General features: G+C 46.0%; 10 protein-coding genes. 4 read left to right on the top strand and 6 right to left on the bottom strand.

The window, feature by feature from the left end:
• Positions 1 to 31 precede the first annotated feature (31 nt).
• From F6K63_RS10335 to psaA, 3 genes are all read right to left on the bottom strand, one after another.
• Positions 32 to 2,533: a bifunctional serine/threonine-protein kinase/ABC transporter substrate-binding protein gene (locus F6K63_RS10335; RefSeq protein ID WP_287311971.1), complete on the bottom strand. Its 2,502-nt coding sequence runs from the start codon at positions 2,531 to 2,533 to the stop codon at positions 32 to 34.
• Positions 2,534 to 3,097: 564 nt separating this feature from the next.
• Positions 3,098 to 5,314 (bottom strand): photosystem I core protein PsaB, encoded by a 2,217-nt coding sequence (gene psaB, locus F6K63_RS10330; RefSeq protein ID WP_287311969.1) that lies wholly within the window; start codon positions 5,312 to 5,314, stop codon positions 3,098 to 3,100.
• Between the two features lie 174 nt (positions 5,315 to 5,488).
• Complete coding sequence (psaA, locus tag F6K63_RS10325; RefSeq protein ID WP_287311967.1) at positions 5,489 to 7,711, bottom strand: photosystem I core protein PsaA; 2,223 nt, start codon at positions 7,709 to 7,711, stop codon at positions 5,489 to 5,491.
• Between the two features lie 685 nt (positions 7,712 to 8,396).
• Between psaA and F6K63_RS10320 the strand changes: the two genes are divergently transcribed.
• Positions 8,397 to 10,454, top strand: coding sequence for a hypothetical protein (locus F6K63_RS10320; protein ID WP_287311965.1), 2,058 nt, complete (start codon positions 8,397 to 8,399; stop codon positions 10,452 to 10,454).
• A 104-nt stretch (positions 10,455 to 10,558) separates the two neighbouring features.
• Here the strand turns inward: F6K63_RS10320 and F6K63_RS10315 are convergent, their stop codons facing one another.
• Positions 10,559 to 10,684, bottom strand: coding sequence for a hypothetical protein (locus F6K63_RS10315; RefSeq protein WP_287264680.1), 126 nt, complete (start codon positions 10,682 to 10,684; stop codon positions 10,559 to 10,561).
• Between the two features lie 289 nt (positions 10,685 to 10,973).
• On the opposite strand from F6K63_RS10315, the gene F6K63_RS10310 reads away from it, so the two are divergent.
• Positions 10,974 to 11,510: a retropepsin-like aspartic protease family protein gene (locus tag F6K63_RS10310; protein ID WP_287311964.1), complete on the top strand. Its 537-nt coding sequence runs from the start codon at positions 10,974 to 10,976 to the stop codon at positions 11,508 to 11,510.
• Here the strand turns inward: F6K63_RS10310 and F6K63_RS37160 are convergent.
• Together F6K63_RS37160 and F6K63_RS10295 are read right to left on the bottom strand one after the other, a co-directional pair.
• Complete coding sequence (locus tag F6K63_RS37160; RefSeq protein ID WP_353812991.1) at positions 11,488 to 14,406, bottom strand: VIT domain-containing protein; 2,919 nt, start codon at positions 14,404 to 14,406, stop codon at positions 11,488 to 11,490. The two genes, F6K63_RS10310 and F6K63_RS37160, sit on opposite strands and share 23 nt — an antisense overlap.
• A 139-nt stretch (positions 14,407 to 14,545) precedes the next feature.
• Positions 14,546 to 14,734 carry a CPXCG motif-containing cysteine-rich protein gene (locus F6K63_RS10295; RefSeq protein WP_008181174.1) on the bottom strand — a complete coding sequence of 63 codons (189 nt, stop codon included), beginning with the start codon at positions 14,732 to 14,734 and terminating at the stop codon, positions 14,546 to 14,548.
• A 222-nt stretch (positions 14,735 to 14,956) separates the two neighbouring features.
• On the opposite strand from F6K63_RS10295, the gene F6K63_RS10290 reads away from it, so the two are divergent.
• Positions 14,957 to 15,427, top strand: a complete 471-nt coding sequence (locus tag F6K63_RS10290) for a GNAT family N-acetyltransferase (protein ID WP_008181172.1) — start codon at positions 14,957 to 14,959, stop codon at positions 15,425 to 15,427.
• A 144-nt stretch (positions 15,428 to 15,571) separates the two neighbouring features.
• Positions 15,572 to 16,840: a cyclic nucleotide-binding domain-containing protein gene (locus F6K63_RS10285; RefSeq protein ID WP_008181167.1), complete on the top strand. Its 1,269-nt coding sequence runs from the start codon at positions 15,572 to 15,574 to the stop codon at positions 16,838 to 16,840.
• Positions 16,841 to 16,951: the final 111 nt, after the last annotated feature.

Below are 16,951 nucleotides of genomic sequence, written 5' to 3'. Positions count from 1 at the left end.
GTAAGCTATTAGCTAACTAAAACTACTCAAACTAATTAGAAGGTATGGGAAGGAAATCGTAACCGCTGGAAGTGCTCGGATTCGGAAGAATTTTTACCAGTTGGACTGAGCCATTGCGATCGCCTGAACGCAAAAACCGAATCGAACCAGATACTCCAGGCGCTACAAAGTCTGAGGATGATAGGGCTTCTTGAACACCAGCACGAGTAGGATTACGTTTCAGGGCTTCTATCAAAGCTTGGGTTCCATCGTAAGCCATGGCTGTGCGCCAGTTAACCTCGGCATTCCAAAGGGCTTTGGATTTACGGACAAAGTCTGACTGAGGGTTGCTATCAATATCCCAAAAAACAGCTACCACCATTTCACCAGCATTTTCTGCACCTTTCTCTAAGGTCTTGGGAGAATACATTACATCTCCTCCCAACAGAATTAGACGTTTACCATTGACCTTAACAACCTCCAAAGCTTGATCTAGAACTGCTGAGTTAGGAGCTAAGAATAGCACCTGTGCTCCCCGCTGAATCGCTTGTTCTACAGGTATAGCAGGATTAAAATCTGGATTGGAGATGTCAACCTCATCAACAACTTGTCCTCCTCCTAGGGAAACTGCTGTGACAAATTCAGTTTTGAGAGATTTGCTGTAGTCACTCTTAGAATTATAGAAAACCGCTGCATTCTGCTTCTTCAACTGTGTGATCATGTAGTTAGCTAAGGCTCTGGCTGAAAAAGCATCATTTGGTACTGAGCGAAATACATAGGGGCTAAAGTTTGACAACTTTACTGAAGTACTAACGGCAGACATGGCTGCTAGTTTACCGGAATTATATACTTCTCCTGCAGCTAAGGTTACACTGCTAGCAGAATGACCAATTACACCTAATATTTCCGGATTGTTGACCAATTCTGACGCAATTTTTTTAGCAGTATCGGGATTTTGATCATCACTCGTAATGACTACTTTGAGGGGTACGCCATTAATTCCCCCAGTTTTATTGATTTCATCTTGAGCTTGAGCAACGCCACGCAAAATTGCTAATGTGCCATCGGGGTCAGTAGCAATCGGTCCAGCAACAGCAATAGTATAGGATTTCTGATTACCAATACGAGCATTATTGAGATAAATTAGAGTTTCAGGAGCGTTGGGGTATTTCCGAATTGCTGCTTCAAAGTCACTCACCGCTTTGTCATAATCACCAGCAGCCATGGCTGTCATACCCTGTTGTTTGGCAGCTTGGAATTGGAGATTTGGAGTGCCTACCTCTTCTGTTTTAACTAGGGACTTTTCCCCAAGGCTAATTCGAGCTTGAATATTACTCTGATCAGGTGTTGAAGTTGGAGTAATTTGAGCATTCGTAGCAAGAGGTGATGGGTTGGGTGACTCCGTAGTCTTGGGAGTGTTATTAAATAAAAATAAGCAGATTAAATAGATAAGGATGCCAATAACAGTAGTGGCGACACCGATGGGAAGCAATAACCGACGAGGGTTTTGAGAGCCAACTCCGGAAGACTGAGACCCACCAAACGGTTGCGGCGATGAGGCTGGTGCTGGGGAAAGTTGAGATGGTGGTAATGAAATCTCTGTGGGTTGAGGTTGCCCAGACTGTGGTATCGATGGAATCCCTGTTGAGGGGATTGGAGAGTTCTGTTGCGGAATTTGTGTCGATTGTATTATTGTCGGCTGTTGTACTGATTTGTGTTGTGGTACTGAGACTTGTGGGTATGACTCCAGAGCCTGTATAACCTCTGTGGCAGACTGGTAACGTTCCCTAAAATGGTAGCGCACCATCTTAGATAGAATCCTCTTTAAGTCATCGCTGATCTTTGCCCAAGGTTCCCAAATCACTTCTCCAGTATTAGGGTCTTCTTGAATTTGATTAATCGTTAAGCCAGTTACTGCCTGGATAGCAATCATGCCAAGGCCATAAATATCACTGTTGGCACGAGGATTACCTCTACCTTGTTCTGTGGACATATAACCAGGGGTTCCAACGGCGATTGTGCCACTGACCTGATTGTTGGGTCCGCGAATTTGCTTGACTGTGCCAAAGTCAACTAAAACCAGCTTATTGTCTCGATGTCGTCGGATGATATTATCGGGCTTGATATCACGATGGATAACTCGATTTTGGTGGATAAAGCTGAGAGCTCTCAACACTTCCTGAAGCATTTGACGAACTTGGCTTTCAGACCAGCTTTGACCAGGTTGGATTTCTCTGCTGAGGGTGTTTCCTTCAATAAACTCTTGAACCAGGTAAAACTCTTCATCTTCCTCGAAGTAAGCTAAAAGCATTGGAATTTGGTCATGCTTCCCCAGTCTCTCTAGAGTTTCGGCTTCAGTTCGGAACAAACGTCTGGCATTTTCCAAGGATTTGGGATGGTTGCTAGGTGGCTTCAGTTGTTTGATAACGCACTGGGGATTAGTGGGTCGGCGAGTATCTTCGGCAATGTAAGTTTTTCCAAATCCACCCTGGGCTAGGGTATCAATTACTCGATAACGCCGATCAAGTAAATCATTTGGCTTGAGGTCTGTCATAAAAGTTCGGATCTCTGAACTACGGATCAGAGAATTACAGAGGTTTTACACTTCTGGATGGATCAGTCCTGTACTTATTTATCTATCTGCCAATTCTTTGTGATTTATGAACATTAGCAGCGACCCCCTGACGACCTGACACCCTCAGTACTAAGTACTACTGTCGAGATTGAATGGCAGGATTCAAGTAGAGCAGAGTTACCTGATTGTGGGGCAATCAGTAACTAAGGGAGATAGTTGTTCATTTACATGATTCACTGGTTGTCTTTTTATTACCACATTTTATAGTTTTTGTCAATATTATTTTCGCTGGATAATCACTGACGTTTATATCGCGCTATAGTTTTGTGCCTGCCAAGCCATGGAATTCTATTCAATAGATGGTAAAGCTGACAAAATAATCAGGGTTTCAGCAATTGTTTTCCTGTTCCTAATCTCCGTTCCCGTAGCGTGAGCTAAGGTCAATCCCTTTTGGTAGACAACAAAAAATCCCCCACCGGAAGGCAGGAGATTTAAATTAATTACCTACAATTTAAATACCTAAAAAGCTAGTTTCAGCAACCATTAGCCAAATGCACCAGCTGTCGAGGCTATCAAGAATGCGGCGTAGGTAAGTATATAACCTACCGTGAAGTGGGTTAAACCAACCAGACGAGCTTGAACGATGGACAGCGCAACAGGCTTATCCTTCCAGCTAACCAAGTTAGCCAGAGGAGTACGCTCGTGTGCCCAGACCAAAGTTTCGATTAGCTCTTGCCAGTAACCACGCCACGAGATCAGGAACATGAAACCAGTTGCCCAAACTAGGTGTGCGAATAGGAACATCCAAGCCCAGACCGACAGGTTGTTCGTAGCATAGGCGTTGTAACCATTGATCAACGGAGCAGAGTTAGCCCACAGGTAATCCCGGAACCAGCCCATGAGATAAGTAGAGTTCTCATTGAAGCTGGCTAAGTTACCTTGCCAGACAGACAGATGCTTCCAGTGCCAGTAGAAGGTCAACCAGCCTAGGGTGTTGAGCATCCAGAACATGGCGAGGTAGAAGGCATCCCAAGCAGAGATGTCGCAAGTACCGCCACGACCAGGACCATCACAAGGGAAGGCGTAACCGAAGTCCTTCTTATCGGGCATTAGCTTGGAACCACGGGCATCCAGGGCACCCTTGACTAGAATCAGGGTGGTGGTGTGCAGACCTAGAGCGATCGCATGGTGTACCAAGAAATCGCCAGGACCAATGGTCAGGAACAGGGAGTTAGCTCCGCTGTTGATGGCATCGAGCCAGCCAGGAAGGTAAGCTGCACCAGTGCCAGAAGCTATGCTATCGGGATTCGATAGCAGAGTGTCAAAGCCGTATAGCAGTTTACCGTGAGTCGCTTGGATGAACTGAGCAAATACTGGCTCAACCAAGATTTGCTTTTCGGGGGTGCCGAAAGCAACCACGACGTCGTTGTGGACATATAGTCCTAAGGTGTGGAAACCTAAGAACAGAGTTACCCAGCTCAGGTGAGAAATCAGAGCTTCTTTGTGTTCCAGCATCCGGGCTAACACATTATTCTTATTAGCCTCTGGGTCATAATCCCGCACAAAGAAGATAGCACCATGAGCGAAGGCTCCAACCATCAAGAAACCAGCAATGTACTGATGATGAGTATACAGTGCTGCCATCGTGGTATGGTCCTTTGCTATGAAAGCATAGGGCGGCATCGCATACATGTGTTGGGCTACCAAGGAACAAACCACACCCAAACAAGCTAGGGCTAACCCTAACTGGAAGTGGAGAGAGTTGTTGATGGTATCATATAAACCCTTGTGACCCTCACCTAACATGCCCCCAAAGGGAGTACTTGCCGGGGGATTGTGGGCACTATGAATCTCCTTGATGCTGTGACCAATACCCCAGTTGGTGCGGTACATATGACCAGCAATGATGAAGATCACTGCGATCGCCAAGTGGTGATGAGCCATATCGGTCAGCCACAAGGACTCAGTCTGGGGATGGAAGCCACCCAAGAAGGTCAGAATCGCTGTCCCTGCACCGTCAGAGGTACCAAAGATGTGTCCAGCGGTATCTGGGTTCTGGGCATAGACTCCCCAATTCCCGGTAAAGAAAGGTCCTAATCCAGCTGCATGGGGTTTGACACTCAGGAAGTTATCCCAACCAACGTGCTGTCCGCGAGATGCGGGGATAGCCACGTGAATCAAGTGACCTGCCCAAGCTAAGGAGCTAACACCAAACAAACCTGCCAAGTGGTGATTCAGCCTAGATTCTGCATTCTTGAACCAGCTCAAGCTGGGGCGGAACTTAGGCTGTAAGTGCAACCAACCTGCAAACAGTAATAGGGATGACAACAATAACAAGAACATGGCACCACCATGCAGTTGGTTATTGGTTCTCATACCAATGGTGTAAAACCAGTGGTAAACACCGGAGTAGGCGATGTTTACGGGGCTAGAAGCACCAGCTTGGGTGAAGGCATCAATTGCCCCTGAGCCAAATTGGGGATCCCAAATCGCGTGGGCGATGGGCTTAATAGTTTCAGGATCTTTAATCCACTCTTCAAAGTTACCTTGCCAGGCTACGTGGAACAGGGTGCCAGAAGTCCACAAGAAAATGATTGCAAGATGGCCGAAGTGAGAAGCAAAAATCTTTTGATATAGATTCTCCTCGGTCATGCCATCATGGCTTTCAAAGTCATGGGCGGTGGCAATCCCGTACCAGATTCGACGTGTTGTCGGATCTTGAGCGAGGTCCTGGCTAAATTTTGGAAATTTTGTTGCCATATGCTTTAAGGAAATTCTCCTCGCTGACCTATGAGACTTATGCAATCATGCTGCTCATTGTTTTTTCTTAATTAACCCCCTGGAACCGAAGTTCCAGGTTGCTTAGGGTATCGACAGGCGAGACACAGGTTATGGTATCCCACTCAAGGTTTGGCATCGATTCCTGGTAAGCAGTTATCCCACTGACAGGATGCGTGCTATGAAGAATGCCCAGGTAACGACGATTCCTCCTAGGAGGTAGTGAGCTACCCCCACAGCCCGACCCTGAGTGATGCTCAGAGCACGAGGCTGAATCGATGGGGCTACTTTCAATTTATTATGAGCCCAAACGATGGATTCGATCAGTTCTTGCCAGTACCCGCGACCACTAAATAGGAACATCAGGCTAAAGGCAAAGACGAAGTGACCAGCTAGGAACATTATGCCGTATGCCGACAGAGCTGAGCCGTAAGATGTGATTACATTTGAGGCTTGTGCCCACAAAAAGTCCCGTAACCAGCCATTGATAGTGATCGCACTTTGGGCAAAGTTGCCATTGGTAATGTGAGACACAGTCCCATCCGGGAATACTGTTCCCCAGACATCAGATTGCATCTTCCAGCTGAAGTGGAAAATAACCACAGAGATGCAGTTATACATCCAGAACAAGCCTAGGAACACATGATCCCAACCGGATACTTGGCAGGTACCGCCACGACCTGGACCATCGCAGGGGAAGCGGAAGCCTAGCTCAGCTTTATCGGGGATCAGACGTGACGAACGGGCAAACAGTACCCCTTTGAGCAGAATTAGTACAGTGACATGGATGGTGAAGGCATGGATATGGTGGACCATAAAGTCCGCTGTACCCAGCTCAATCGGCATCATTGCCACTTTACCGCCTACTTCTACAACCCCTCCGCCAAAGGCATAGCTAACTGTTTCCAAAGCATTGGGAGCAGTTCCTCCCGGCGCTAGGTTGTGGATGTTTTGAATCCACTGAGCAAAGATTGGCTGTAGTTGAATCGCCGTATCAGAGAACATATCCTGAGGGCGACCCAAAGCGCGCATCGTATCGTTGTGAATGTAAAGACCAAAGGAATGGAAACCCAACCAGATACACACCCAGTTTAGGTGAGAGATAATGGCATCCCGGTGACGGATCACCCGGTCTAGTAGGTTGTTCACATTCTTGGCTGGGTCATAGTCCCGCACCATGAAAATAGCACCATGGGCTGCACCTCCTACAATCAAGAAGGCACCAATCCACATATGGTGGGTGAATAGGCACAGCTGAGTACCATAGTCTGTGGCAAGGTACGGATACGGAGGCATCGCGTACATATGATGAGCCACAATTATGGTCAGGGAGCCTAGCATGGCTAGGTTAATCGCTAGCTGGGCATGCCAAGAAGTAGTCAGGATTTCATAAAGACCTTTGTGTCCTTCGCCAGTGAACGGACCCTTATGAGCTTCTAGAATTTCCTTCATGCTATGACCAATACCCCAATTAGTACGGTACATATGGCCAGCAATGATAAACAGGACTCCTAGAGCTAGGTGATGGTGAGCAGTATCTGACAACCACAATCCACCGGTTACTGGATTCAGACCACCATGGAAGGTGAGGAAGTCAGAGTAGACGCCCCAGTTCAGGGTGAAGAAGGGGGTTATGCCCTTAGCAAAACTGGGATAAAGATCTACCATCAAGCCCTTATTTAATATGAACTCATGGGGCAGTGGAATCTCACTAGGAGCCATCCCAGAATCCAAGAGCTTGTTGATGGGCAAAGACACATGAATCTGGTGACCTGCCCAACCCAGGCAGCCGCAGCCCAGCAGCACTTGTAAGTGGTGGTTCATCATCGACTCCACGTTCTGAAACCATGACAGTTTCGGAGCCTTCTTGTGGTAGTGGAACCAGCCAGCAAATAGCATCAGGGCTGCCATTACCAGACCACCAATGGCTGTTACGTACAGTTGGTAGCTATTGGTGATACCGGAAGCACGCCACAGCTGGAAGAAACCAGAGGTGATTTGGATGCCGTGGAAGCCCCCACCAACATCGCCATTCAAAATGCCTTGACCAACCACAGGCCAAACCACTTGAGCACTGGGCTTAATAGTAGTGGGATCACTCAGCCATGCTTCGTAGTTGGAAAAACGAGCACCATGGAAGTACATGCCGCTCAACCAAACAAAGACAACGGCTAGGTGACCGAAGTGTGCACTAAATATTTTGCGAGAAACGTCTTCTAAGTCACTGGTATGACTATCGAAATCATGAGCGTTAGCGTGAAGGTTCCAAATCCAAGTGGTGGTTTTGGGACCTCTCGCTAGGGTTCGATCAAAATGACCTGGCTTACCCCACTTCTCAAAGGAAGCTGGTACCGGGTCGTTATCGACCTCGAGTGGCATGAGGAATCTCCTCTCTAGACAAGGAACGACTAATACCCCTAGGGGAGTTTTATTTTTATGGATAAGAAAGCACTTTTTTAATCACTGCTTTCTAACCGAAGCAAGGACCTGTTCTGAATTTACGTCAAAACGGATACCTCCCTTAGAAGATAATAGGTCTTGCTTCAGGCGCTTTTTGAATTCAGTTAAAAATAGTTAACAATTTTTTGGATAATCGTTAACTATTCTCAATTAGCAGTATTAATAGGTATACCACTGTTTGTGTCTAAGCCGCCATCACAACAAATCAAAACTAACTATAGAAAAATTCAATGATAATTTTTTCAAAATGTTAAAAAATGTAAATAAATGCTAAATATTTTTTGAAAAAAGTGTCCCCGATCTAGACGGACGACCCTCAAGGGTTGAAGGTGTAGGGGTATGGTTGATAGAGAAGCGGAAGATTTATAGAAAAGCGGAACACTTGGAAGAGCGGTGGGACCCAGGCTAGGTAACCTTGCCAAGGAAATGCGCACCAAGAGGGGGAAAGTTAGAACAGACTTGATCATCCTGCCAATAGGCAACCCCAACGCTCATAGACCAACACCTAAAGACAAGGAGCAAGACTAGAGGTCAACCTGTAAGTTAAGATTAAAGGCTGGTGATCAAAGGAGATGGCTTGTTGGGTAGGAACAGCCAGATAATCATGGTGAAAAGACTTTTTTTCTTCCTAATCACAACGATTTTAGTTTGGGGTCTGGTGGCCTGCGGTAGCGATCGCATCAAGACATCGAAGCGGTTTGGCATCGATGCCAGCTCCCAAACCAACCAAGTTAATCAGTTATCAGAAGTAGGGCCACCCCTAGCTATTCAAGAGCTTAGTCAGAGCCTAGAGGCTTACCAGCCTCAAGTCATCATTGTCAGACCTGGTGATGACATGGTGCTTGAAGATACAACAGTATCAGTGAAATTTCAGGTTCAGGACTTGCCAATTTTCCAAGATCCCGATCTAGGTATAGGTCCTCATCTGAACGTCATCCTGGACAACCAACCTTACCAAGCCATCTATGACCTAGACCAACTTCTAATCCTAGAGGATTTATCCCCTGGCACCCATACCCTGCGGGCATTTGCCTCTCGCCCCTGGGATGAGAGCTTCAAAAATCAAGGTGCCTATGCCCAGACCACATTTCATATCTTTACTAAAACTGACGACAACAACCCAGATCCAGCGCTGCCACTCCTAACTTACAACGTTCCAAAAGGCGACTACGGAGCAGAGCCGATTCTGCTGGACTTCTATTTGACGAATACCCCCTTGAGTAATACCCCTCTCCAGCTAGTGGCTCAAGACAATCTAGATGATGATAGTGTTGATTGGCAGATTCGGGTTACTGTGAACGGTCAAAGTTTCCTACTCGACCGTTGGGAATCGATTTATCTGACAGGGTTTAAAGAGGGCAAAAACTGGGTAGAGTTAGAGTTTCTCGATGGACAGGGCAACCCAGTCAAGAATGTTTTCAACAACACAGTACAGGTGATTAACTACCAGCCTAACGGTGAAGACACCCTTTCCCACCTAGTATTGGGTCAACTCTCGGCTGAGCAAGCTGGTGGTATTGTAGACCCCAACTATCAGCCACCGGCAACCCCAATACCTGTACCAGAAGAGACACCAGCTCCGAGTCCATCATTGACTACTTCGCCTACAGTAGAGCCAACACCAATACCCTCGGTTGTTCCGATAGTTGAAGAACCTCTCACCTCTGAACCGACCTCCTTAGAACAAGAAACTACAGAAGAAGACACTACACCACCAGGGGAATTAGCACCCACTGAAACAGAGCAAATACCAGAACTAGAGGAATCTGTAACACCCAGTGAACTACCAATAACTCTGGAGGAACCAACTCCTGAGATTGAGTCCAACCTACCTGAGGTGGAAACAACTTTGGAAGCAGAAGAGCTAGTTCCTGCCAGTGAAACCCCAGCACCAGTTGAGGAAGCAACTACTGGGGCTGAATCAGTAACCCCTCTACCTGAACCGTCAAAAAAGGCAAAATTAAACATCTGGAGTCGCTTTGGCAGTTTCTTCGGACGTTCCGCTGTCACCCCTAGCCCCTCACCTGAAGCGCCAGAGAAACTCGACATTACATCAGAGAAACCTGTGGTAGCTCCAAAGGAATCTGAGTCCACTACTGTTGTTGAGGAGATCTCGGAAGAAGCGGTAGTAGAGACCGGGGAGTCTGAGTCCACTACTGTGGTCGAAGATAGTTATGAACAAAAGGCGGTAGCACCAAGGGAATCTGAGTCCACTACTGTTGTTGATGAGATATTGGAAGAAGCGGTAGTAGAGACCGGGGAGTCTGAGTCCACTACTGTGGTCGAAGATAGTTATGAACAAAAGGCGGTAGCACCAAGGGAATATAAATTCACTACTGTGGTCGAGGAAATATCGGAACAACAGGCAGTAGAGACCGGGGAGTCTGAGTCCACTACTGTGGTCGAAGATAGTTATGAACAAAAGGCGGTAGCACCAAGGGAATATAAATTCACTACTGTGGTCGAGGAAATATCGGAACAACAGGCAGTAGAGACCGGGGAGTCTGAGTCCACTACTGTGGTCGAAGATAGTTATGAACAAAAGGCGGTAGCACCAAGGGAATATCAATCCACTACTGTGGTCGAGGAAATATCGGAACAACAGGCAGTAGAGACCGAAGAGTCTGAGTCCACCAATGTGGCAGAAGATAGTTCTGAATAACCGATAGTGGCCACACTTGAGTGCGATCGCACTATCACAATAGACAGTTAGCCCATTGCTAGCTCAACTGTTTGAGCACTAAAGGCGATCGCTTTTAGCGTGGCCTACGGCCAATCGCGTAGCGTGCGCCAATGGGCAATCCCTGACCTAGTGGGGATTGCTGGCCGATGGTCGATGTGCAGCTGGCGCTGACTCCCCTGTTCCCTTGCTGCATCGATTTCAGTACTCAAATCGATTGTTATGACTTCCTTTATTAAGTTTTTTTGTAATAGTGCCAGCTATCAGCATAACTCCCCAAACTTTTCCCGATAACGAGCCAACAACGATTCCCTATCTGCTAATTGATTTATTACCGATTAGCTATTATTAAAGTGTATCTATAAACTCTCTCTAAGAGTAGTGTTGGTTTAAGAGTTTCCCTGGGTAATCTAGGATTAGGCGATAAGTCCAGAGTCAGCCTTCATCCTTAATCCTTCCTAAAAGTTTGTACTAATCAAAATACTGGAGTAGATAAATCAGGTGAAACCCTATTTACCAATCCAACTATTAACAACATTATTTGTAATCACAACCAGCACCCTGACTCCTGCTGTTTCTAAAGCTCAAATCGATTTACCCTGTTTCATGCGGGATGCCAATGGCAATCTGATTGACCTTGGCAAACTTTGTGGCATATCAAAGCAAAACAGTTCAGGAGTGATTACAATCCCGATCAAACGCCGAGTCTATAACACTCCTGTGATTGATGTCACTTTTAATGGTAAACGAACCTTTGAAATGGTGGTTGATACAGGAGCATCCGTCGTGACAATTACCCCAAAAATGGCAAAAGCTTTGGGATTGAAACCAGAAGGAACTGCCACGATGGATACAGCTAATGGTACAGTTGATGTACCCCTGGGTCGCTTGGCCTCCGCTGCCGCAGGAGGTATTGTGGCTAACAACCTACTGGTTGCTGTTAGTCCATCCCTGTCAATTGGACTGCTAGGACACAATTTCTATCAAGATTATGATCTCACGATTAAGCAAGATGTCATTGAGTTGCAGCTTCGTTAATCCGTAAGGTTAAACACACGCTCTTTACAGAGGTTTCCGGAACTCGCCAACAAGAAAGCGATCGCTTAATCAAATCAATCATTTGGGCTTCGGTCAGGGTAGAGGCTGCTTCATCCCACATCACCCTGATCACGCGACCTCTACGAACTAGGAACTCGAAGACAATTTCACCAGCTACCCCTAGGGGTAGGTTCAATCGTTGCAGATGTTGGGTTAAACAGGTTGTCCCTATTTCATCTAATCCCTTAACTCTGACCAACTGTAACCTGTGATGGCTGATTGCCGCTGAGCTTAATATCTCTGACTTCACCTTTTTAATCAATCTAGGACAGACCAAGGTCAATTCAAAATTATCTGGTGATTGATTGGCTAAATAGTCCTCAGTAATAATTTTTGATGCCTGATGGGTATCATAGGGATTATCATTATCAGTGAGGCTATCCTGAACTGTCTTAGAAAGAATATAATCCTGAGGGCTCATTTCTGATGCCTGATGGGTATCATAGCGATTATCATTATTACAGGTTAGCTTAGATTCTTGGTACCTGTTTTGCCTATACTCTGACTGTTGAATCCAAGCTTTGCTTTTAACCCCCAATTTCCTATATTCACTTATTGGTAACACAGATCTTGGGATAGGAGAAGACCAGGCGGTGCCAGAAGATAAGGGAGAGAGGGAAAACAGTAACGATCGGTTGATCTTAGAGTTCTTCGGTTTCCCCTTTTTCCCCTGCTCATCAGGCAAGAATTTGGAATTGATGTCAATTGCTGCTTGTCTCCTGCTCTCCTTATCCCCTGCTCTCAACCCTGAACGCCACTTCTGTAGCCTGAGTCTATCCTGAATTGCACTAGCAAAAGTACTTTTGATCATGCCTTCCCAGTTAACTCCTTCTGGGATTGTTACTGGTACTTGCATCGATATGAGGTGGCTTTCACCTGCAACCGGTACCTGATCACTGACAGCCACAAAAGCGGTGTACTGGCACAATAGTTGATAACTCAACGCTGTTTCCGTCACTGCCTCTACCCCAGCTTTAGTTTCACAGCTCAACATTTGCTGCATCAGGTGTTTAATCCTTGCTCTACCCCACAGCTGGGCAATAGCTGGATTGTTGGCTTGATCAAAATTGAGGTTAAATCTTTTCTGGTAGTAACTACCATCCCCCCTAGTACCCGTAATCCTGAGAGTGCCAGTAGGGGTTGTTCGGGTAGCGTGGCCTTTTGGCCAAGGTTGGTTTGGGGTTAAGGTTGAATGTTGTTTGGTTGAAAGTTCTTCAGCTGTAACCTTCGAGTCCGGTAGGTTATTCTCCAAACTTTTAACCTTCAACTTGCTAACCTGCAACTGTTCTGCCTGGAACTCTTGAATGGGAGAAATACGTCCACAGATAACCAAAGGCTGCTGGGTAAATAGATCCGGAGTGGGATTGGGATAAATTATCGCTTCCCCTAGGCCTTCCCAGGTAACGTGAATATTGGTTAGCACTGGGTTATTAATTTGACGGAAAAACTGTTCCGCTACTGCTTCAGTTGGTTCATCCTGACGCACGATTCTAGCTATTCCCCGTCCAATTTCAGCTAAGCGATTCAGCAGAAACCGGTTCGGAGAACTGCCGACACCAAAGCTATAGATGCGATTTCCAGGTTTAAGCTGTTGCTGTACTTCTGCTAGTACCTGATTCTCATTGCTAATGTAGCCATCACTTAGCAGTACAATACTCCGTAGTCGTCCCTCCGGTGCAGCCGGTAAATTCAGCAAGTGACGAATACCTTTGAGTAAATAAGTACCACCGTTGGCTTTTAATTGATTGATGTAGTTAATCGCCTTTCTACAGTTTTGGGGGCTATTCGATAAGGGTTTGGTGGATAGCTGGGTAGCCCTATCTGAAACATCAATAATGGTAAAGGTATCCTTCGGATTGAGTCCATTAATAAACCGACGCATCAATTCCTGAGACTTTAGCAGAGGATCCCCCATTTGAGAACCAGAGGTATCGATCACGAACACCACATCCTTTGGCACAATCTCATCGGTGCTATAGTCCAACGCAGGGATAAGATACACAGCAAAATGATTGCCTCGTTGATCTGAGTGGGTAAGTAGTGTTGTCTGAGTTTGCTCCTTGGCAATCCCATAGCGTAGAATCAGGTCTTTGTTGGGAATCGTGTCTTCCTGACTCAGTTTGACCCGCAGGATTGCCCCCTGTTGTTCAATGTTGAGTTGTTCAATGTTAATCTGATGGGAGGTAGAATAAATCTCTGTAATTGCTACTCCAGCGTCAATCTCAACGGTTACCCCAATGTCATGACCTGAGCGAATGTCTGGGGGAATCAAGGGTGGAGTGATTCGGGAAGCATCGGGAACGAAGTCAGTATCCCCACTCTCATCAATGGGAGTACCAGGGATAAAACGGGGGCCAACTACCATTGGGAAGACAAATTCATAGTTACCCCCCTGGAACTGTAGCTGATCGGTATAGCGAAGGGTGACCTCAATTTGCTCCCCTGGTTTAATGTGAGCTAGAGATTGAGTAAAAATATTATCCCGTTCTTGCTCTAAGAGTCCCGCACTCCGCCCCTGACTGCAAGCTTGCTCGTAGATAGTTTGAGCGTCTTCCCGTTTTTTGATATTGCCCTCAATTATGCGATCGCTTAATTTAATCTCCATCTGATCCACTGCTGCTTCATCCGGTAGTGGAAAGATATAGACCGCTTCTAAGGGTTGGCTGAAAGGATTCTCAAAGGTCTGTGTCACCTCTACCCGTGACAGGTGACCGGTAATTTTGGCGTAAACGTCTGTATGTTTCAGAGGAAATACCGAATGTTGCTCCTCTTCGTTAACGTATAGTCCCCCTAGCAACTGCTTGGAGCATAATAGTGCATGAGTGGGCATGGGCATTTACCTTAAGATTGAGCAAATGGGTGAGTTTCGCCACTGTCCCTATCAGTAGCAAGGTTCTGGGTAGACGCACCATGCTAGCCACAAATCTAATCATAAATCCTTACCAAGAGTGAACTTGGGTCAATCTGCCTTTTAGTTAGCCATCATAATCACTGTCAATCTCAATATCGAGAGTTTCTTGATCTACCCTTACATACAAAATATTTGGACGACAGCAGACTTGACAATCTTCGATATAGGATTGCTGTTCACCAGCGCTTAGATCTACAAAGGTCAAAATGGTTTCACCATAATAGGCACAGGAATATTGAGCAGTCTCTTGCATTCACTACAGAATTTTCTTTGAGTGTAGCAATAATTGTATTGGGTCAGGACTGACGGAGATCACAACTGACCTATGAAATCGGTAACTGATAAATTGGGATGCTGATGGTTTGTTGTTGAGTGCTTTGTTATTGAGTGGTTTGTTGTTGAGGTTTAACGGTTGACGGTTGACGGTTGACGGTTGATGGTCAACCATGAACAAAAATTCAATTTATAACAGCTGATGAGTAAAGCATCTCCATCGTTACCACCAGGATGCATTTTCCGCCCTGCCTGTGCCAAGGATACCTGGGCAATTCTTAAATTAATTCTGATTGCTAAACTAGAGCCTACCCAGTTACGTTGGACCCAGTTTCGGGTGATTGAATTTGAGGGGCGTGTGGTGGCTTGTGGACAATTGCGCAACTTTCCCGATGCCCAAGAATTGGGGAGTTTGGTTGTGGCACCTAAGTGGCGCAATCGGGGCTTGGGGAGTTATCTGATGGAAAATTTAATCAAAGAGGCTGAGTTCCCTCTTTATCTCGAATGTATGGGTTGGCTGACGCCGTTTTACACCCGTTTCGGTTTTGTGTCAGTATCCTGGCAAGACTTACCTAAATCCCTTAAATTTAAGTTTGGCTTGTCCAAACTAGCCACTACACTATTCCGTATTCCTCTATCGATCATGACCTACCAACCAAAGGATGAAGGATGAAGGCACCTCAAGTAGCTTGGCCTATGGCCAAGGCCAAGGCTGAATTTTTTGGCATCCATGGTTTTTGTCTTCAGACTTTATACTTTGTATCGAGCTATTGTATGCAGCTATAAAATAAGCAGTATTGGAAGCAGCCAGCCGCCTATGGCAACCGCCGCATTTTTTCAAGGTATATTAGGAGCTTCGAGTTTGGCATTGGGAGCCTTAGTTGGGGTTTTCTGGCAGCCGAACCGCACTGTTTCTGCTGCCATCATGGCATTTGGTAGTGGAACCTTAATTTGTGCGATCGCATTTGAAATCACCATACCTGCTTACGAAAATGGTGGATTTTTACCCCTCCTGCTAGGATTCCTAGTGGGGGGTAGCCTGTTTACTGGAATCACCACATATATCGACCAGCACGGTGGTTTTCTACGCAAACCTGCCTCTAGTCGTCGCTATTTAATTGAGCATACTCAGGAACAGGTATCCGATGTACTTAATCGCATTGCCCACGTGGAGGTGATGCAAAATATTCCCTCCCAGGAAAAGCACGCTATTGTTCCCTACCTCAAACCAGTCTATGCTCAACCTGGAGACATTCTTTGTCAGGAGGGAGCCCCTGGTGATCACCTGTATATGATTGTGGACGGAAAAGCGGAAGTCTTCAGAGGTGAAAAATTAATTAATACTATGGGTTCAGGGGAAGTATTTGGTGAAGTGTCATTGCTCACGGGAGAACCCCGTTCAGCCACTGTTATTGCCCAAACTCCCATGGAGTTATATCAACTACACCAAGAACATTTTAATCATGTGCTGAGTTGGTCTCCCCACTTAGCTTGGGCTCTCAGCCGTTCCTTAGCACGCCGACTCCAATTTGCCACTGACTCTAGGGTGGCCGTAGAACATAAGTTAGACCGTTGGCGACAACAGTTGATTGCTCAAGCAGAACTGGATCTATTAATTAGAGAAGATCCAGCTATACTAGAAAAATTAGTTAAGAATTCTGCTCCTTTTGCTATTGTCATCGGTACCTTGATTGACAATATTCCTGAATCTGCGGTTATCGGTATGAATGCTGGGGACTCTCACTTCAGCTTGTCATTTTTACTAGCAGTTTTTATTTCCAATTTCCCAGAAGCATTATCCAGTGCTACTGGGATGAAACAAGCTGGAACTAAAACCACTCAGATTCTTGGGTTATGGATGGGGGCGGTGATGCTGTGCGGAATCTGTGCAGTGGCAGGTCATGTTTTAGAAAGCCATACCCCAGAATTATTCATAGCCTTAGCTCAGGCTACTGCTGGTGGAGCAATTTTGGCAATGTTGGCTAGCACCATGATGCCAGAAGCCTATGAATTGGGAGGCAGTTCCGTTGTCTTATCCACGATTATGGGGTTTCTGTTCGCATTTTTCATGTCATCCATGAGCTGAGTTCTGAGTCCTGAGTTGCTGAATTTCGGTATTGATTGGTTTTTTATTTTGCCTTGAACCTTGTACCTTAAACCTTAAACCGTCAACCTTCAACCTTCAACCTTAAACCTT

Source organism: Moorena sp. SIO1G6, assembly GCF_010672795.1.
GTDB lineage: Bacteria > Cyanobacteriota > Cyanobacteriia > Cyanobacteriales > Coleofasciculaceae > Moorena > Moorena producens.
Note: the sequence above shows the minus strand (reverse complement) of the source record. Positions and strands in the feature narration are given on the sequence as shown.